The 18517-nt window shown below is 71.7% G+C and carries 17 protein-coding genes; 8 read left to right on the plus strand and 9 right to left on the minus strand.

The features are described 5' to 3' along the window. Positions 1–11: 11 nt before the first annotated feature. From rsmA to lptF, 5 genes are all read right to left on the minus strand, one after another. Complete coding sequence (gene rsmA, locus MKK64_RS07900; RefSeq protein ID WP_243933272.1) at positions 12–875, minus strand: 16S rRNA (adenine(1518)-N(6)/adenine(1519)-N(6))-dimethyltransferase RsmA; 864 nt, start codon at positions 873–875, stop codon at positions 12–14. Positions 876–1089: 214 nt separating this feature from the next. Further along, positions 1090–2208: a 4-hydroxythreonine-4-phosphate dehydrogenase PdxA gene (pdxA, locus tag MKK64_RS07905; RefSeq protein ID WP_243933274.1), complete on the minus strand. Its 1119-nt coding sequence runs from the start codon at positions 2206–2208 to the stop codon at positions 1090–1092. A gap of 75 nt (positions 2209–2283) precedes the next feature. Beyond that, a complete protein-coding gene (locus MKK64_RS07910) occupies positions 2284–4884 on the minus strand; it encodes an LPS-assembly protein LptD (protein WP_147860262.1) in 2601 nt (866 codons plus the stop codon). Positions 4885–4964: 80 nt separating this feature from the next. Continuing rightward, positions 4965–6053 carry an LPS export ABC transporter permease LptG gene (lptG, locus tag MKK64_RS07915; RefSeq protein ID WP_243933275.1) on the minus strand — a complete coding sequence of 363 codons (1089 nt, stop codon included), beginning with the start codon at positions 6051–6053 and terminating at the stop codon, positions 4965–4967. A 6-nt stretch (positions 6054–6059) separates the two neighbouring features. Then, positions 6060–7217: an LPS export ABC transporter permease LptF gene (gene lptF, locus MKK64_RS07920; protein WP_147841627.1), complete on the minus strand. Its 1158-nt coding sequence runs from the start codon at positions 7215–7217 to the stop codon at positions 6060–6062. 226 nt (positions 7218–7443) lie between these two features. On the opposite strand from lptF, the gene MKK64_RS07925 reads away from it, so the two are divergent. The 4 genes from MKK64_RS07925 (at position 7444) to msrP (ending at position 12545) form a co-directional block, all read left to right on the plus strand. After that, the gene (locus tag MKK64_RS07925; RefSeq protein WP_243933284.1) at positions 7444–8943 is read left to right on the plus strand and encodes a leucyl aminopeptidase; all 1500 of its coding nucleotides are present in this window, start codon (positions 7444–7446) and stop codon (positions 8941–8943) included. 30 nt (positions 8944–8973) lie between these two features. Continuing rightward, positions 8974–9654 (plus strand): hypothetical protein, encoded by a 681-nt coding sequence (locus tag MKK64_RS07930; RefSeq protein WP_243933286.1) that lies wholly within the window; start codon positions 8974–8976, stop codon positions 9652–9654. Positions 9655–9800: 146 nt separating this feature from the next. After that, positions 9801–11519 (plus strand): AMP-binding protein, encoded by a 1719-nt coding sequence (locus MKK64_RS07935; protein ID WP_243933288.1) that lies wholly within the window; start codon positions 9801–9803, stop codon positions 11517–11519. 87 nt (positions 11520–11606) lie between these two features. Further along, positions 11607–12545 carry a protein-methionine-sulfoxide reductase catalytic subunit MsrP gene (msrP, locus tag MKK64_RS07940; RefSeq protein WP_243933301.1) on the plus strand — a complete coding sequence of 313 codons (939 nt, stop codon included), beginning with the start codon at positions 11607–11609 and terminating at the stop codon, positions 12543–12545. 192 nt (positions 12546–12737) lie between these two features. Here the strand turns inward: msrP and MKK64_RS07945 are convergent, their stop codons facing one another. The 4 genes from MKK64_RS07945 to MKK64_RS07960 all read right to left on the minus strand — a co-directional run bounded on the left by MKK64_RS07945 (position 12738) and on the right by MKK64_RS07960 (position 15643). Continuing rightward, a complete protein-coding gene (locus MKK64_RS07945; RefSeq protein ID WP_243933303.1) occupies positions 12738–14333 on the minus strand; it encodes an AMP-binding protein in 1596 nt (531 codons plus the stop codon). Between the two features lie 6 nt (positions 14334–14339). After that, positions 14340–14939, minus strand: a complete 600-nt coding sequence (locus MKK64_RS07950; protein WP_243933311.1) for a nitroreductase family protein — start codon at positions 14937–14939, stop codon at positions 14340–14342. Between the two features lie 76 nt (positions 14940–15015). Continuing rightward, positions 15016–15270, minus strand: coding sequence for a hypothetical protein (locus tag MKK64_RS07955; protein ID WP_147729894.1), 255 nt, complete (start codon positions 15268–15270; stop codon positions 15016–15018). Positions 15271–15373: 103 nt separating this feature from the next. After that, positions 15374–15643: a multiprotein-bridging factor 1 family protein gene (locus tag MKK64_RS07960; RefSeq protein WP_147841634.1), complete on the minus strand. Its 270-nt coding sequence runs from the start codon at positions 15641–15643 to the stop codon at positions 15374–15376. A gap of 343 nt (positions 15644–15986) precedes the next feature. Here MKK64_RS07960 and MKK64_RS07965 point away from each other — a divergent pair, with 343 nt between their 5' ends. The 4 genes from MKK64_RS07965 to MKK64_RS07980 all read left to right on the plus strand — a co-directional run bounded on the left by MKK64_RS07965 (position 15987) and on the right by MKK64_RS07980 (position 18493). Continuing rightward, positions 15987–16493 carry an META domain-containing protein gene (locus tag MKK64_RS07965; protein WP_147727014.1) on the plus strand — a complete coding sequence of 169 codons (507 nt, stop codon included), beginning with the start codon at positions 15987–15989 and terminating at the stop codon, positions 16491–16493. Positions 16494–16591: 98 nt separating this feature from the next. Beyond that, positions 16592–16747, plus strand: a complete 156-nt coding sequence (locus MKK64_RS07970; RefSeq protein WP_243933313.1) for a hypothetical protein — start codon at positions 16592–16594, stop codon at positions 16745–16747. Positions 16748–16990: 243 nt separating this feature from the next. Beyond that, the gene (gene cysK, locus MKK64_RS07975) at positions 16991–17965 is read left to right on the plus strand and encodes a cysteine synthase A (protein ID WP_243933315.1); all 975 of its coding nucleotides are present in this window, start codon (positions 16991–16993) and stop codon (positions 17963–17965) included. A gap of 150 nt (positions 17966–18115) precedes the next feature. Beyond that, positions 18116–18493, plus strand: coding sequence for a hypothetical protein (locus MKK64_RS07980; RefSeq protein WP_147727012.1), 378 nt, complete (start codon positions 18116–18118; stop codon positions 18491–18493). Positions 18494–18517 lie beyond the last annotated feature (24 nt).

Consider the following 18517-nt stretch of genomic DNA (forward strand, 5'->3'; position numbering starts at 1 on the left):
GCCGGCGTCCCTCACGGGGCGCCGGCCTTTCTATGCGCGTCCCACAGGTTGGCGAGCCGGACGAAGCCGGCCACCGGCACCTCCTCGGCCCGCGCGGTCTCGGCGATGCCGGCCTCCGCGAGCAGGGCGATGGGCTCCGGCGTCAGCCCCTTCAGGCTCTGGCGCAGCATCTTGCGGCGCTGCCCGAAGGCCGCGCGCGTCACCGCCTCTAGCGCGCCCGCCCGGCAGGGCAGCGGGTCGGCGCGTGGGACGATGCGCACGACGCTCGAGGTCACCTTCGGCGGCGGCACGAAGGCGGAGGGCGCCACGTCGAACAGGATGTCGCTCTGCGTGCGCCAGCCGCACAGCACGCCGAGGCGGCCGTAATCGGCCCGCTCCGACTCGTCGGCGACGATGCGCTCGGCGACCTCGCGCTGGAACATCAGCGTGGCGGAATCCCACCACGGCGGCCAGGCCTCGCCGTCGAGCCAGCCGGTGAGCAGGGCGGTGCCGACGTTGTAGGGCAGGTTCGCCACGATCCGCGCCGGCCCGTCGCCGATCAGCGGCCGCGGGTCGAAGGCCAGGGCGTCGGCGTCGACGACCGTCAGCCGCCCGGGATGGTGCGCCGCGATCTCGGCCAGGGCCGGCAGGGCGCGGGGATCGCGCTCGACCGCGATCACCCGCGCGGCGCCCTCGGCGAGCAGCGCCCGCGTCAGCCCGCCGGGCCCCGGCCCGACCTCCAGCACGGTCACGCCCGCGAGCGGGCCGGCCGCGCGGGCGATCCGCCCGGTGAGGTTGAGGTCGTACAGGAAGTTCTGGCCGAGCGCCTTCTTCGGCTCCAGCCCATGCCGCGCCACCACCTCGCGCAAGGGGGGCAGGCCGTCGGGGGCGGTCATGAGGAGCGTGAGTCCAGGTGTGCGCCGACACGGCTCAGGTGCCCGCGTCTCCCTCCCCCCTCTGCGGGGGGGGGTGGGCCTCGCGTTAGCGAGGGTCGGGAGAGGGGAGCGCGTTGTCCGGATACGGCGTTCCCCTCTCCCGACCCGCTTCGCGGGCCACCCTCCCCCGCAGAGGGGGGAGGGAAGGGGCGTTCGGCGTTTCGAAAAACGATGCTCACAGCTCGTCCTCCGCATCGAAATGCGCGGCCGGGGCGGAGCGGGGGCGGCCGGCATAGGCGTTGAGCGGGATCACGTCGGCGGTGCGGCCCGCGCCGCCGGCCCGCGCCGCGGCGGTGCGGGCGAGGCGGTCGGCCAGACGGATCGCGGCGATCAGGCTGTCGGGGCGGGCGAGGCCCTTGCCGGCGATGTCGAAGGCGGTGCCGTGGTCCGGCGAGGTGCGCACGAAGGGCAGCCCGAGGGTGACGTTGACGCCGTCGTCGAAGGCGATGGTCTTCACCGGGATCAGCGCCTGGTCGTGGGTCGGGCAGAGCGCCACGTCGTAGGTCTGCCGCGCCCGCGCGTGGAACAGGGTGTCGGCCGGCAGCGGCCCGCGGATGTCGATGCCCTCGGCACGCAACCGCGCCACCGCCGGTGCCAGCACGTCGCGGTCCTCGTGGCCGATCGTGCCGGATTCGCCCGCATGCGGGTTGAGGCCGGCCAGCACCAGACGCGGCGCTTCGTGCCCGAAGCGCTCGGCGAGATCCCGGGCGACGATGCGGGCGGTCTCGACCACGAGATCCTGCGTCAGCAGGCCCGGCACGTCGCGCAACGGCACGTGGATCGTCACCGGCACGACCGCCAGCGTCTCGCTCCAGATCATCATCACCGGGCGCGGCGGGGTGCGGCCGGGCGCGACCGCGAGCGCCGCCAGGAACTCGGTGTGGCCGGGATGGGCGAAGCCCGCCCGCGTCAGCACGAACTTGGCGATCGGGTTGGTCACCACCGCGCTGGCCCGGCCCGCGCGGACGAATCCGACGGCGGCGGTGATCGACTCGATCGTCGCCCCGGCCGTGACCGAATCTGGGACGCCCGGCTCGGCTTCGGTCTCGCTGCCGCTCGGCAGCGCCACCACTGGGAGCGCGCGGGGAAACACCTCGGCCGCCGTCTCGGGGTCGATCTCGGCCACCGGCACGGGCAGGCCGAGCCGGTTGGCGGTCCGCTCGACGAAGGCCGGGTCGGCCACGAGGAAGAAGGCGGGGAGCGGATCGCGCGGCGTGCTGGCGAGCCAGGCCGCCAGCGCCAGTTCCGGTCCGATCCCGGCGGGGTCTCCGAGCGTCAGGGCGAGGGGGAGCATCGGGGTCGGCGGGGTTTCGCGGCGGGGAGGCCTGCCTTAGCAGGCCGCCCGCGCCGCCGCGACCCGCTCCCGCGCTCAGTGCGCCGAGGCGATGCCGTCCGCGGTGGTGGCGGTGCCGACGTTCTGGCGCAGGTCGGCCTCGCCGAGGGTCTTGAGCTCGACGCGCAGCAGCACGGTCTGGTTGCGCTCGGCGACGCCGGTCACGGTGGCGATCGGCGAGACGATGTAGTTCAGCGACACCGTGGTGCACTCGTCCTGGTAGCCGGCGCCGACGCTCATGCCCGACAGGTAGAACCGGCCCGGGTTCTGGTAGGTCGGCAGGGTGCCGACCGGGTTGGCGATGTAGCTCGCCAGCGCCTCGGAATAGAGCGTCCGCGTGTCGAGGTAGTGCGTCAGGTCGACGAGCGCCGAGCCGGTGACGAACCAGTTCGGGGTGATGTTGTAGGTCGCCGTCGCGGTGATGCCCTCGCGGCGATGGCTGAAGCCGAGCAGCGGCTGCGCCTCGTAGTACGAGTAGAACGCCGACAGCGACAGCGGCAGGAACGGCGCGAAGCGCGCGGTGACGCCGGTCTCGAAGCGGTTCACCTTGAAGTCCGCGTGGTCGAAGCGAGCGCGGGTGATCAGGCTGATGTTCTGGTTCGGCGAGACCTGGAAGCGGCCCACGAAGTCGGAGGCGGTGCTCTCCAGGCCGGAATCGAGGCCGACATTGGCGATGTCGCCGCGGCGGAACGAGTTGACGCCGGCGAGCTGGATCGACTCGCCGAACATCGCGTTCGCGTACCAGCCCGAGGCGGTGACGACCGAGTACTGCGCGCCGAGGTTGGTGCGCACACCGCCCTCGACCCGGTCGTAGCCGGAGAACTTGTCCCACTGGAACAGCGAGGTGTCGTCGAAGACGAGGCTCTGCGCGTCCTCGTTCGGCAGGTGGCCGATCCGGGTCTCGGAGGGGCGTGCGATGACCTGGGCGATCGGCTCCAGGGTGTGGACGCCGAGCGGCCCGAAATCGCTGACGAACGGATAGCGGTAGTCGATGCCGACCGCCGGCATCACCCGGCCGGAGAAGCCGTCGTCGACGGAGGCGATCTGCGGCACCAGGGCATTCTGGTAACCCGACAGGCTCGGGTTCACGAAGAACGCGTCGGTGCGCAGGTACGCAAACGGCGTGATCGCCTGGCCGAGGTCGTCGATGAAGGTCCGGCGCCAGGAGAGCTGGGCCGAGGCGCGGGTGTCCGTGCCGGCCAGGCCCCGCACCAGGCAGGTGTTGCGGTTGAAGGTCGTGCAGGTCTCGTAGAGCGGGTAGCTGATGCCGTTGACGCTCGGGCTGAACAGGTAGGTGCCGGTGCGCGGCAGGCCCTGGAAGTCCGTCGCCTCGCGGGTCAGGCTGGTGATGTTGGCCTGGAAGCGGACCTCGCCGCCGAGCTCGCCCGGGCCGTTGATGCGCTTGTCGTAGTCGATCACCGGCAGGACCAGCGGCTGCTCCTTCTGCCAATCGAAGCTCGACAGGCCCTTGAAGTAGTAGCCGCGCATCTCGAAGTACGAGCGATCGCCCTGGCCGGTGAGGTACGCGGTCGATACCGCCTCGCGGAAGTAGTCCGTCGTGATCGACTGGTTGCGGATGCGGTAGTTGTCGAGGAACCACTTGTCGGTCACGCCGACGAGGTCCCAGCCGGTGCGCCAGCGGTCGTTGATGTAGAACCGGCCCTTCGATTCGATCGAGCCGCGGAAGTCGCGGTCGCCCGCGCCGATCGGTCCCGGCAGGAAGGCCGAGGGGGTCGTCTGGAAGATGCCCGAGACTCGCAGGTTGTAGCTGCCGTTGTCGAGGCGCTGGCGGAACTCGCCCTGCCCGAGCACGCCCTGGCGGCTCAGGAAGGACGGCGACAGCGTCAGGTCGTAATCCGGCGCGAGGTTGAAGAAGTACGGCACCGTCAGGCCGGTGCCGAGCGCCGTCGTGTTGATGAAGCGCGGGGTCAGGAAGCCGCTCTGGCGCTTCACCGTCGGGTCGGCGGACTCGAAATACGGCAGGTAGGCGACCGGGATCCCGGCGATCTCGACGGTCGAGTCCTCGAAGTAGATCGTGTGGGTCTCGTTGTTGTGGATGATCTTGGCGGCGCGCACCTGCCACAGCGGCGGCTTCTCCGGGTGGTCGCGGCACGGCTCGCAGGCGGTGTAGGTGCCGGAATCGAAGCTGGTCTGCTCGCCTTCCAGCCGCTCGCCGCGCGGCGACGAGAAGCGCGTGCGGATGGTCTCGCCCTTGCGCTCCACGGTCTGCTGGATGCGCAGGCTGTCGATGAAACCGCTCTTGAAGTCGTCGGTGAGCTCCATCTTCTCGCCGGTGACGACGGCGCCGTCCTGGTCGGTCAGGCGGACGTTGCCCTCGGCGAAGACGCGGCTCGAGGCCCGGTCGTAGCGGACGCGGTCGGCCTGCAGCGTGCGCGGGCCGTAATGCAGCTCGGCGTTGCCGCGCGCCGTGACGGTGTTCTTGTCGTTGTCGTAGATCAGCTCGTCGGCCTCGACGAGGAGCTTGTCGCCGGGCTTGCCGGCCACGGGCTTGCCGGCGACCGGCTTGCCGCCCGGCAGGCCCTGGGCGCCCGCGGGCACGGCACCGCCGACGGACGTGCCGGCGCAGAGCAGCGCCAGCAGCCCGAGGACCTTCGCGATGTCGGCGACCTTACGCAACGCCTGTCCCAACTCCGCTGACGCCCGCCGCCACGTTTCCGTTCACGTCCGTCTCCCGTGCCCGCTCCGGAGAGCGGGCGTCAGCCGTCTTCCTGGTACAGAAGCGTGAGCGTACCGAGAAGGCTTCCTACCACGGCCGGGAACCACGCCGCCACCGGCGCCGCGACGATCCCGGAGGCTCCGAGGCCTTCCATCACCTGGCGGGCGACGTACAGGGCGAACCCCGCGGCGACCCCTCCGAGCACCAGCTTTCCCACACCACCAAAGCGGAAGAACCGTAAGGAAACGGTTGCCGCCACCAGGACCATGGCCAGGAAGAGGATCGGCCGGGCCCACAGCACATCATACTGGAGACGGTAGCGGGTCGCATCCAACCCGGCCCGCTCGGTGCGTGCGATGGTGTCGGGTAGTTGCCAGAAAGGCACGGATTCCGGGGGGGTGAAGCGCTGGCGCACCTGGCTCGGATCGAGGGTCGAGGCGATGAGGTAGGTGCCGAAGGCCTCCGGCGGGCTGCCCGGCGTCAGCACCCGGGTGTCGGTCAGCTCCCAGTAGCCGTCGTGCAGGCTCGCCCGCGCGGCGACGATCTGCGAGACGAACAGGCAGGCATCGTCGAAGGTGAAGACCTGCACGCCGGCCAGCGTCGTCGTGCCCTCGATCGCGGTCTCGGCGCGGATGATCGCGCCGCCGTCGAGGCTCTTCTGGCGGATCCACAGGTCCTTGCCCGAGGACGCCTTGGTCGACTTGGCGAAGATCTTCGCCTCGATCTCGGTCGAGCGCTGCTTCATCATCGCCGAGACCGGGTTGTAGACCCCGACCGTGAAGGCGCCGAGCGCCAGGGCGACGAAGAAGCCCGGCTGCAGGAACTGCCAGGCCGAGATCCCGGCGGCGCGCGCCACCACCAGCTCGAGCTTGCGCGAGAGCTGGAGCATGGCCGCCATCGAGCCGAACAGCACGGCGAAGGGCAGCACGCCCTCGGCCACCGCGGGCGTGCGGTAGAGCGAGAGCTGGGCCATCAAACCTGTGGACGCGCCCTCCGCGTCGCCGGCGCGGCGCAGCAGCTCCACGAAATCGAGGGTGTAGACCAGCGCGAACACCGTGATGAACACGCCGAGCACGGTGCGCGCGAAGCGGGCCGCGAAGTAGCGCCCGAGGGTGAACCCGATCAGCATGCGGTTTCAGCCGGCGGCGAGGCGGGGCGCGCGGAACCGCCCCCGCACGGCGGCCGCGAGGCGGCCGTTGAGGGCGCGCACCGCCGGGCCCTGGAAGATGATCAGCGACGACAGCGCGATCGCCAGCAGCGGCACCGCGTAGATCGCCGCCACCGCCCCGGCGCTGCGGGTCGCCGCGCTGGTCGCGGTGAAGCCGGCGATGCGCAGGGCGATGACCGCGATGACCGCGCTCGCGACCGCGCCGGCCCGGCCCTGTCGGGTGGTGCGCGGGTCGCCGAGCGCCGCGAACGCGATGAAGACCAGGGCGAGCGGGTAGAGCCAGGCCGAGAGCCGGTCGTGCAGCTCGGCGCGGAAGCGGCCCTTCTGCAGCTGGAAGTAGCCCTCGGTCTTGTCGGGGAAGAGCAGCTGCGCGGTCGAGCGCTCGCGCGGCTTGTACACCGTGTCGCCGTCGGGCGGCGCGAAGGCCGCGAGGTCGATCGTGTAGCGCTCGAAGGTCAGGATCGAGCTGTCCCGCGAATCCTTCTGCTGCTGGTGCACGCTGCCGTTCTGCAGGGCGAGGTAGCTGCCGCCGTCCACGTCGATCGCGTTGCCGCGCTCGGCAAGGTAGACCTTGGTCTTGCCGGCTTCGCGCCGGTCCTGGATGAACAGGCCGAGCAGGGCGCCGCCGGGGCCGCGCTCGCGGAAGTGGAAGGTGATGCCGTTGTCGAGCTGGGTGAACTGCCCTTCCTTGACGACGTTGGCGATGAAGTCGCCGCGCACGCGGGTGATCACGTCGCGCAGCTCCTGGAAGCTCGCCGGCATCACCACGATGGTCACGAACCCGACCAGCGCGCTCACCGCGAAGGCCAGCGTGAGGAACGGCCGCAGGATCGCGCGCGGCTTCATCCCGGCCGCCGACATCACGATCAGCTCGGAATCGCCGTTGAGGCGGTTGAGCGCGTAGACGACGGCGATGAACAGGGCCACCGGCGCGATCACAACGACGAGGGTCGGCAGCGACAGGCCGGTGATGAACAGGAAGACCAGCACGGTCTGGCCCTTGGCCGTGATCAGGTCGAGCTCGCGCAGCGCCTGCGTCACCCAGATCGTGCCGGTGAGGCCGACGAGGCAGGCGAGGAAGGCCCCGAGCGCGATGCGGAAGATGTAGCGCGCGATCTGCGTCATCGAACCCCTACTTCCGCCATGCCCGCCCGTCGCCGCGCCCGGCCGCACGGTCTGGGGCCCCGTCGCCGGATCGCCCGGCCGTCCTTTCCGATGGCGCGTGAACTGGGGCCTTTCGAGGGCGCCCGGGTCGCGTTGCGTTCTCCGCCTCACCGGCTACACAGGGCACCGATGGGCGTGCGGCTGTCGAGCACGCTCGTGACAGCGGAACAGGGCAGAAGGCAACGCCATGTCGGACGGCATCACCATCCATTTCGCCCCCCTCGGCCGGGGCGGATCCGGGGACCTCGTGGTGTTCGTCGGCGACGACCTCGTGCTCGGCGCGGGCGCGCGGGATGCGCTCGGCCAGGGCGGCATCGACCTGATCGCCCGCGCCGCCGGCAGCGAGAAGTTCAAGGCGCGGGCCTCGAGCGCGCTGGTGCTGCCGGCGCCGGCCGGCGTCGACGCCGATCGGCTGGTGGTGGTCGGCCTCGGCACCGACAAGGACCGCGCCAAGATCGACTGGCCGGTCCTCGGCGGCTTCACCGCGGGCAAGGTCTCGGGCCGCGAAGCCCGCGTGGTGCTCGACTGGCCGAACGCCGCGATCGCGGCGGCGAACGCCGCCGACTTCGCCCTCGGCGCGCGCCTGCGCAGCTACGGCTTCGACCGCTACAAGACCAAGAAGAAGCCCGACGCCGAGGACACCAAGGCCGCGACCACGCTGACCTTGATGCTCGCCGGCCACGCCGAGGCCGAGGCCGCGGCGCAGGCGAGTACCGCCGTCGCCGAGGGCGTGACGCTGGCCCGCGACCTGATCAACGAGCCGCCGAACGTCCTGACGCCGGAAGAGTTCGCCCGTCGCGCCTCCGAGCTGACCAGGCTCGGCGTCGAGGTCGAGGTGCTGGAGCCGGCCCGGATGCGCGAGCTCGGCATGGGCGCGCTGCTGGCCGTGGCGCAGGGCTCGGTGCGCGAGCCGCGGGTCGTGGTGATGCGCTGGAACGGCGGCCCGGCCGGCGAGGCGCCGGTGGCCTTCATCGGCAAGGGCGTGGTGTTCGATTCCGGCGGCATCTCGATCAAGTCGGCCGGCGGCATGGAGGACATGAAGGGCGACATGGGCGGCGCGGCCGCCGTCGTCGGCACCCTGCACGCGCTCGCCGCCCGCAAGGCGCGGGTCAACGTGGTCGGCGCCATCGGCATCGTCGAGAACATGCCCGACGGCGCCTCCTACCGGCCGTCCGACATCGTCACCTCGATGTCGGGCCAGACCATCGAGGTGATCAACACCGACGCGGAAGGCCGCCTCGTCCTCGCCGACGTGATCTGGCACGTGCAGGGCGCCTACAAGCCGAAGTTCATGATCGACCTCGCCACGCTCACCGGCGCGATCATCGTGGCGCTGGGCCAGGACATCGCCGGCCTGTTCTCGAACGACGACGACCTGGCGGCGAAGATCCACGCCACCGGCGAGGCGGTCGGCGAGAAGGTCTGGCGGATGCCGCTCATCCCCGCCTACGACAAGGCGATCGACTCGAAGTTCGCCGACATGAAGAACACCGGCGGCCGCCACGGCGGCGCCGCGACGGCGGCGGCCTTCATCAAGCGCTACGTCAACGACGTGCCGTGGGCGCATCTCGACATCGCGGGCGTCGGCATGTCCTCGACCGCGAGCGAGATCAACAAGAGCTGGGGCGCCGGCTGGGGCGTGCGCCTGCTGGACCGGCTGGTGCGCGACCACTACGAGGCGAAGTAGCGGCCCGGCCGCGTCACGGCGGAGCGCCCGATGCGCAGGACAACCCTCGCGGCCGCACCCGTGGCGGCGGCGTTGCTCTGCCTCGGTCTCGTCGCCGCGGCCGGGATCAGCCAGCGCTCCGACCTGCCGGATTGGCTGGCGCCGCGCGCCTACGGGTTCTTCCTCGACAGCTATCCCCTGTTCGCCTTCGCCCTGGTCTACGGCGTCGCCCGCCTCGTCGCGACGGCCGCGGCGCCGGGGCCGGCCGGGTTGCCGCGCCGCGTCGCCTGGTGCGCCGTCGGGATCGCGGCGCTGCTGGCGGCCGGGTCGTACCCGACCTTCGGCGGCGTGATCCTGCGCGGCGCCTACGGCAGCGGCAGCATGGCGTTCCTGACCGGCCAGCCGCTCTGGCTCGCCTACGCCCTCGGGGCCGCGGTCGGGGCGATCGCCTTCGGCGCGATCCTCGGCCTGTTCGGCTGGCTCGCCAGCGGGCGCCTCCGCCCGCGCGACGGCTGGCGCGCCCGCATCGGGCTGGCCTTCTGCAGCGTCCTTTCCCTATGGTTCGCCGCCGCCCTGCTCGGGCTCGCGAGGAGCGAGGGCGCGGGGCCGTGGCCGCACCGGGCGTTCACCGCGCGGGAGGCCGGCATCGCCGCGCTCCTGGTCATGGCGGCCGCCCTGCCGCACGCCGTCGTCTCGGCCTTCCGCCTGCGCACCCGCATCGCCGCACCATAACGGCCGCGCTGTCAGCCGCGGCGGACCCTCGGCGCCGGCGCTTGCTTGCCGCGGGCGGAGCGATCCCCCACAGTCCGGGCCAAGGGGAGCGAACGCACAAAGCCGATAAGCGTGGCCGCGAATGCCGCGCGCGATGGAGAAACGCCGTGATCCAGGACAGCCGGGCACCGCGCCCATGGCTCGCCGCCTACCCGCCGGGCATGCCGGCGGAGATCGACGCCGACAGCCTCGGCACCCTCGTCGACCTGTTCGAGACCAGCACGGCGCGCTTCGCCGACCGGCCGGCGCTGACGTGCTTCGGCTCCTCGATGACCTATGCCGCGCTCGGGAGCGCCAGTCGTGCCGTCGCCGCGTGGCTCGCCGCCCAGGGCCTCGCCAAGGGCGACCGCGTCGCGATCATGATGCCGAACGTGCCGGCCTACGCGGTGGCGATCTTCGGGGTGCTGGTCGCCGGCGGCACGGTGGTGAACATCAACCCGCTCTACACGCCGCGCGAGCTGTCGGCGCAGCTCAACGATTCCGGCGCCCGCATCCTGTTCGTGCTCGAGAACTTCGCCCACACCGTCGCCGAGGCGCTGCCCGGGATCGCCCTCGACCGCGTGGTGCTCGCCGGTCCGGGCGACGGCCTCGGGCTCAAGGGCCGGGTGATCGACCTGGCCTCCCGCCACCTGAAGAAGGCTGTGCCGGCCTTCGTCCTGCCGGCGGGCAAGGCGGTGCGGCTCGATGCGGTAATGCGCCAGGGCAGGGGGCTGACGGCGCCGAAGGCCGCCGTGACGCAGGACGACCTCGCCTTCCTGCAATACACCGGCGGCACCACCGGCGTCGCCAAGGCGGCGATGCTGACCCACCGCAACATCATGGTGAACGTCGTCCAGAGCGAGGTCTGGTTCGAGGGCCTCGACGAGCCCGGCCGGGTGATGGTCACGGCGCTGCCGCTGTATCACATCTTCGCGCTGACCTGCTGCTTCTTCTTCTTCATGCGCACCGGCGGGAGCTGCCTCCTGATCCCGAACCCGCGCGACGGCGACGGCTTCGTGAGGACGCTGTCGAGGACCCGGTTCACTCACTTCTCCGGCGTCAACACGCTCTTCAACCTGCTGAACAACCACCCGAAGATCGGCACGGTCGACTTCTCGCAGCTCGACTACGTGGTAGCCGGCGGCATGGCGGTGCAGAGCGCGGTCGCCGCGCGCTGGAAGGCGATCACCGGCAAGACCATCATCGAGGGCTACGGCCTATCGGAGACCTCGCCGGTGGTCTGCGTCAACCCGTATCGCCTCGCGGCGTGGTCCGGCACGATCGGCTATCCGCTGCCCTCGACCGACGTGTCGATCCGCGGCTCGGACGGGATGCCGGTGCCCGCCGGCACCCCCGGCGAGATCTGCGTGCACGGGCCGCAGGTGATGAAGGGCTACTGGAAGCGCCCCGACGAGACCGCCGCGGCGACCACCGCGGACGGGTTCTTCCGCACGGGCGACATCGCCGTGATGGAGGCGGACGGGCAGGTGCGGATCGTCGACCGGATGAAGGACATGATCCTCGTCTCCGGCTTCAACGTCTACCCGAACGAGGTCGAGGACGTGCTGTCGGCCCATCCCGGCGTGCTCGAATGCGCCGTGGTCGGCGCGCCCCACGCCGAGACCGGCGAGATGGTGGTGGCCCACGTCGTCCTGCGCGACCCCGCGCTCACCGCCGAGGCGATCCGCGCGCATGCCCGGACCCAGCTCACCGGCTACAAGGTGCCGCGCAGGGTCGTGCTGCACCAGAGCCTGCCGAAGACCAACGTCGGCAAGGTCCTGCGCCGGATGCTCCGCGACGAAGCGCCGCCGACCGGATCCGAAACGGAGGTAACCCCTCCGCCGTAGACGGCGAACAAGACGCGCGCAGCGGTCCACCGGCCCCTCGAGGGGACGGTCGCGACACGTGGCGGGCAGGACAGTGCGGAGACGACGATGCTGATCAAGCGGTTGCGCGGCTGGGAGATTCCCGAGCACCTCGTTACCCCGGAATCCGTGTTCCTCGACCGGCGGGCGCTGCTTGGCGGCTCCGCCGGGCTCGCCGCGGCGGCGATGCTGGGCGGGCGGGCCTTCGCCGACACGGGGCCCTATCCGGCCAAGCGCAACGACGCCTACGCCCTCGACCGCCCGCTGACGCCGGAGGCCTTCAGCGGCGACTACAACAACTTCTACGAGTTCGGCACCTCGAAGACCGTGCTGCCGGCCGCCGACGCGCTCAAGACCAGCCCATGGACGATCAAGATCGACGGCCTCGTCGAGAAGCCGTTCGAGCTCGGCGTCGAGGACCTGATCCGCAAGATCGGGCTGGAGGAGCGGCTCTACCGCCACCGTTGCGTCGAGGCGTGGTCGATGGCGGTGCCGTGGACCGGTTTCCCGCTGTCCAAGCTCGTGGCGCTGGCCAAGCCCGCCTCGGGGGCGAAGTACGTCCAGCTGACGACCTTCCTCGACCGCAAGATGGCGCCGGGCCAGCGCACCTTCTACCCGTGGCCTTACGTCGAGGGGCTGACGATGGCGGAGGCCGGCAACGACCTCGCCTTCGTCGCCACCGGCATCTACGGCAAGGCGCTGCCGAACCAGTTCGGCGCGCCGATCCGCCTCGCGCTGCCGTGGAAGTACGGGTTCAAGTCGATCAAGTCGATCGTGAAGGTCTCGTTCGTGGCCGAGCGGCCGAAGACCTTCTGGGAGGCGCTCGGCCCGTCCGAGTACGGCTTCTGGGCCAACGTCAACCCGGCGGTGCCGCACCCGCGCTGGAGCCAGGCGAGCGAGCGCGTGCTCGGCACCGACACCCGCGTCCCGACGCTGATCTACAACGGCTACGGCGAGCAGGTGGCGGGGCTGTACAAGGACCTGCAGGGCGAGCAGCTGTTCGTGTGAGGCGAAACCCCGTCCGGGGAAGCCGCTGAAGTCTCGACAGGGCTCTTCCCTCCCCCCTCTGCGGGGGATGGTGGCCCGCGAAGCGGGTCGGGAGAGGGGAGCGCGCTGTCCAGAGAGGTCGCTCCCCTCTCCCGACCCTCGCTGACGCGAGGCCCACCCTCCCCCGCAGAGGGGGGAGGGAGGCCATCCGCCTCACTCCGCGTCGCGCAGCGCCCGGCGGATGATCTTGCCGGTGGTGGTCATCGGCAGGGCGTCGCGAAAGGCGATCTCGCGCGGGTACTCGTGGGCCGAGAGCCGCGTGCGCACGAAGGCCTGGATCTCGTCGGCGAGCGCCGGCGAGGCGGCGTAGCCCGGGCGCAGGACGAGGAAGGCCTTCACGATCTCCGTGCGCAGCGGATCGGGCTTGCCGACCGCGGCGGCGAGCGCCACGGCCGGGTGGGCGCACAGGCAGGCCTCGATCTCAGCGGGGCCGATCCGGTAGGCCGCCGAGGTGATCAGGTCGTCGTCGCGGCCGACGAAGTGGACGTAGCCGTCCGCGTCGCGCCGGGCCTGGTCGCCGGTGAGCATCCAGTCGCCGGAAAACTTGCGCGCGGTCGCCTCGGGCTGGTTCCAGTAGCGCAGGAACATCACCGGATCGGGGCGGGCGACGGCGATCTCGCCCGGCTCGTCCGTGCCGGCCTCGCTGCCGTCGGGCCGCAGGATCGCGACGCGGTGGCCCGGCACCGGCTTGCCGGCCGAGCCCGCCCGGCCGATCCCTTCCGCCGGCGCGGCCGCGAGCACGAGGTTGCATTCGGTCTGCCCGTAGGCCTCGCCGACGGCGAGCCCGAGCGCGTCCTCCGCCCAGCGATAGGTGTCGGCGCCGAGCGCCTCGCCGGCCGAGGCGACGTTGCGCAGCGACGAGAGGTCGTAGCGCGTGCGCGGCGCCTCGACCGCGCGCAGCATCCGCAGGGCGGTCGGCGCGAGGAAGGCGTTGGTGATCCGTAAGCGCTCGATCAGCCGGAAGGCGGCGTCGGCCTCGAACCGGGCGGCGCGGGCCACCACCGGCACGCCGTGGCGCAGCGCCGGCATCAGCACGTTGAGCAGGCCGCCGGCCCAGGCCCAGTCCGAGGGCGTCCACATCAGGTCGCCGGGGCGCGGCGGAAAGGCATGCATCCGGTCGAAGCCGGGCAGGTGGCCGAGCAGCACCCGGTGCCCGTGCAGGGCGCCCTTCGCCTGTCCCGTGGTGCCGGAGGTGTAGATCATCAACGCCGGGTCGTCGGGGCCGGTGTCGTGGGCCGAGAAGTCGGGTGCGGCGGCCGCGAGCAGGTCGGCGAGGCCGGGCGCGTCGCCCGAGGCGCCGTCGACCGAGACCAGCAGGGACAGCTCCGGCAGCTGCCCGCGGATCGGCTCGAGCTTGGCCAGCCCGGCCGCGTCGGTGATGCAGGCGCGGGCGCCGGAGTCGGCGAGGCGGTAGGCCAGCGCCTCCGGGCCGAACAGGCCGGCCAGCGGCAGCGCGATGGCGCCGAGCTTGTAGGCGGCGGCGTGCGCCACCATCACGGCGGCCGATTGCGGCAGCAGCACCGCGACGCGGTCGCCCGGGCCGATCCCGCGGCCGGCGAGCGCTCCGGCGAGCCGATCCGAGTCCGTGCGAAGCCGCCCGAACGTCGTGGTCGCGACGGTGCCGTCGGCGGCGACCTCCAGGATCGCCGGGCGTTCCGGCTCGGCGGTGCCCCAGCGGTCGCAGACGTCGACGCCGATGTTGTACCGGGCCGGGATGTCCCAGCGGAAGCCGGCCTCGGGCGCGTCCACCCGCGTCTAGCCGCCGGTCGCGGGGAAGCCGCCGGAGAAGACGAAGTCGGTGATCGGGCGCCGGCCGTTATGGGCCTCCTTGGCACGCTGCTCGTCGTCGAGGTGTTCCGGCGCCACCGCGCGGCCGACGCCGTAGGCGGCCTGGATGGTGTGGTGCTCCGGCACGTTGAGCACGCCCGGCGCCCGCGCGCGGTCGAAGCCGCCCATGCCGTGGACGTGCCAGCCCTGGCGGTTGGCCTGGAGCTGGAAGGCGAGCGAGGCGGCGCCGGCATCGAGCGCATGGCTCCCCGCCGGCTTGAGCTCGTCGCCGACCTTCATGCGCTCGCTGGAGACGAGGAACACCAGTGCGCCGGTGCCAATTGCCCATTTCTGGTTGCCCGGCAGGATCAGGCCGTAGAACGTCTCCCAGTTCGCGTCGTCGCGCAGAGCGTAGAGGAAGCGCCAGGGCTGAGAATTGTAGGAGGAGGGCGACCAGCGCGCCGCCTCGAACATCCGCATCAGCTCCGCCTCGGGCACCGCCTCGCCGGTGAACAGGCGGGGGGAGCGGCGATCGACGAAGATTGGATCGACCGCGTGGTCGGGCCGGCGCGGGTTGTCTGCGGTCACGGGCGTTGTCTCCGGATGGTGCGGCGCACTCGTGGCATCCCTTTGCACGAGCGGCGGCCCTGTCCGCAAGATCGGCCTAGCGGCGGCCGGACAGCCCGCCCATCCGGGCGAGCCGCCCCTGCTCAACGTGCCAGCGCGCCTCCTCGACAGCATCGGCGAGGCGGCGGATGCGCCAGCGTCGCCACGGGCGGATCAGCGGATGACCGGGAAGCCGGGTCTCGTGGTGGCGCAGCCGCGCCACGAGGCGCGGAAGGCAGGCCGCGGCCGCCTCGCCGGTCGCGACCTCCATCTTGCGCAGGGTCTCGCGGAGCTCGGCCTTGTGGTCCGCCATCGCCCGCACCCCGCGCCCTCGGATCGTGCGATCCTGAGCCGACGCGGTGTCGCTGCATAGGCGGCACGGGAGCGCGGGGGCCGACGGCGCCCCCGCGTCCGGGTCAGCGGTCGTTCTCGGTGGTCAGGGCGTCGAGCCGGGTGCCCTCGCCGCCGGTCTGCGTGAGCCGGACGCCGGAGCTGCCGTCCTCGCTGAAGGCGACGCCGGCCGTCATCAGGGCGCTGCGCAGGACCTCGACCTGGCCCGAGGGCGGATCGCCGGTGCCGGCCTCGAAGTCGCGCACGAAGCCCGCATCGAGCCCGGCCTTGGCGGCCAGGTCCGCCTCGGACCAGCCGAGCAGCCCCCGCGCCGCCCGCGACTGGACCGGGCTCAACGGCCTCGGGGCAGCGCCGCTCTGCCCACCTTCGTCAGATCCCGCCAAGCCGAACTCTCCTCGATTCGCCGATCTGGCCGACCGCCATCCGGTGCGTGACAACGGAGCGGAACGCGGATCGTTTCAGAGTTCTCGCGAACGGCCCCGAATCCTGCGGACGGGCCGGCGAACTTCGCGCGGGACGCCGACAAAAGCCCGCCTGCGGCCGCCTTGACCACAATTGTGCTGAAATCCTATCGCATTGGCGCTTCCGCGCGCCGCCACGGGCCCAGGCACGGGCTCCCGAATGTCTGCAAGGCATCCCGAGGGTGGCGCACCGGAAACGAGGGACAAGGGGCGTACCATGAAACCGATGCTGATCGCCGCTCTGGCCTGCGCCGCCGGTGCGCTGGTTCTCACCACGGCGACCGAGACGAGGGCGCAGAATTCGATCAGCGGCTTCGGCAAGGGCAACCGCCGGCCCGGCGGCGAGGACAAGAAAGAGCAGTACATCCCCGGCGCCAAGCAGACCGAGAAGGTGTTTCCGCTGGACTCGACCTGGACCGCGGTGAGCATCAACGGCAAGCCGTTCGGCGGCACCGACCGGCCGAGCTTCATCATCGACAAGCAGTACCGCGCCCGCGGCTACGGCGGCTGCAACACCTTCGCGGCGACCGCCTTCCCGCTCAAGGAGCAGCACCTCGCGGTCGGCCCGCTCGCCCTCACCAAGAAGTCCTGCGACAAGAGCCTCCAGGCGACCGAGCAGGCTTACTTCGTGGCGCTCCGCACGGCGGCGCAGTGGGACATGGTCGGCTCGCAGCTCGTGCTGAAGAGCCCCAACGGCGAGCTGAAGTTCGACCGCGCGCTTTAAGGCGCCGTTGACCACGCTTCCACGCGGCCGGGCCCGATTCACCAGGCCTTGAGACGCCCCCGCGCCTTCTTCGATCCGGTTCACGGTCGGAGGGGCGCATGACGGCAAAGATCGGTCTCGGGCGAGCGACCCTCCGCGCGGGCGTGCACGACGCCTCCCGCTACGTCGCGCCGCCGAGCTTCCACCCCGGCGCGGCCTGGATCGCAGCCGCCGTGCCGCTCCTCGGCCTCCTTCTCGCGCTCGGCGGCCGCTGACGCAGCCGCCGCGACCCGGCCGGCGAAGAACGATCTTCCCCGTATCGCCGGGCGCGCAGAAGCGATCTTCCACGCTTCGGCGAGGCACGCCGCCGCGGGAGAAAACGATCGCCGTATCCGGCACTTGGCCCGATTGCCCCCGCCCGCCGCACGCGATATCCCGGCTCCGGAAACGCCCGGTCCCGCCCCCGCGCGGGCGGCCCGGCGCGCCGTCACCTGAGCGTCCTTCGGAGATTCGCGACCATGGCATCTGTCGAGACCCCAGCCCGCAAGCCCGGCCATGGCCGCGTCTACGGCTCGATCACCGAGACGATCGGCAACACGCCGCTCGTCCGCCTGAACCGCCTGCCGCAGGCGCGCGGCATCGACGCCGAGATCCTGCTGAAGCTCGAGTTCTTCAACCCGATCGCCAGCGTGAAGGACCGCATCGGCGTCAACATGATCGACGCGCTGGAGGCCTCGGGCAAGCTGAAGCTCGGCGGCACCCTGGTCGAGCCCACCTCCGGCAACACCGGCATCGCGCTGGCGTTCGTGGCCGCCGCCCGCGGCTACCGCCTGATCCTGGTGATGCCCGAGACGATGTCGCTCGAGCGCCGCAAGATGCTGGCCTTCCTCGGCGCCGAGCTGGCGCTGACGCCCGGCCCGCAGGGCATGAAGGGCGCCATCGCCAAGGCCGAGGAGCTGCTCGGCGAGATCCCCGGCTCGGTGATGCCGCAGCAATTCTCGAACCCCGCCAACCCGGAGATCCACCGCAAGACGACGGCGGAAGAGATCTGGAACGACACCGACGGCCAGCTCGACGCGTTCGTGGCCGGCGTCGGCACCGGCGGGACGATCACCGGCGTCGGCTCGGTGCTGAAGCCGCGCCTGCCGAACCTGAAGGTGTTCGCGGTCGAGCCGACGGATTCGCCGGTCATCTCCGGCGGGCAGCCGGGGCCGCACAAGATCCAGGGCATCGGCGCCGGCTTCATCCCGGACAACCTCGACCGCGCGATCGTCGACGGCGTGATCACCGTCTCGAACCAGCAGGCGTTCGAGACCGCCCGCGAGCTCGCCCGCCTCGAGGGCATCCCCGGCGGCATCTCCACCGGCGGCAACGTCGCGGCGGCGCTGGAGCTGGCGAGCCGGCCGGAGTTCAAGGGCAAGCGCATCGTCACGGTCGCGTGCTCGTTCGCCGAGCGCTACATCTCCTCGGCGCTGTTCGAGGGCGTCGGCTAGACCGGGACTGCCACGATTTGGGCGCCGGGCCTGGGGCCCGGCGTCACACAAAACACAGGATCGTCCCCCATCCCGTCGTCAACCGCCCGTTAACGACGACGCCGCAACGATCGTCGCCGGGCCGATCTCGACGATGAACGGGGCTGACGAATGACCTTCGACGACGCGCGCGACGACTTCTCCCGTCTGCACCGCATCTTCAGCTTCCATCTCGGGGTCGCCGTCGGCCTGTCGTGGCTGACCACGCTCTACGCCGCCTGCTACGCGCCGTGGGTGCGCAACATCCGCGCGATCCTCGACCCGGCCAACGGCCTCGACCATATCGAGAGCACGGTCTCCTACCTGTTCGTGATGCCGGCGCTGCTGACGCTGGCCTGGGTCTCGCTGGTCTTCGGCCGCGAGGTGATCCGCCGCTCGCAGACGCTTCCGAGCGTCGCCATGGAGTTCGCGGTCGCGGCGCTGGTCGCCTTCGGCGTGTTCTACCTCTCGATCGACCGCGCCGTCGCCGCGCTCTACGCCGGCCTCTGACGCGAGCAGGGCGGTTTCTCCGCT

The organism is Methylobacterium sp. E-025, assembly GCF_022829705.1.
Taxonomy (GTDB): Bacteria; Pseudomonadota; Alphaproteobacteria; order Rhizobiales; family Beijerinckiaceae; genus Methylobacterium.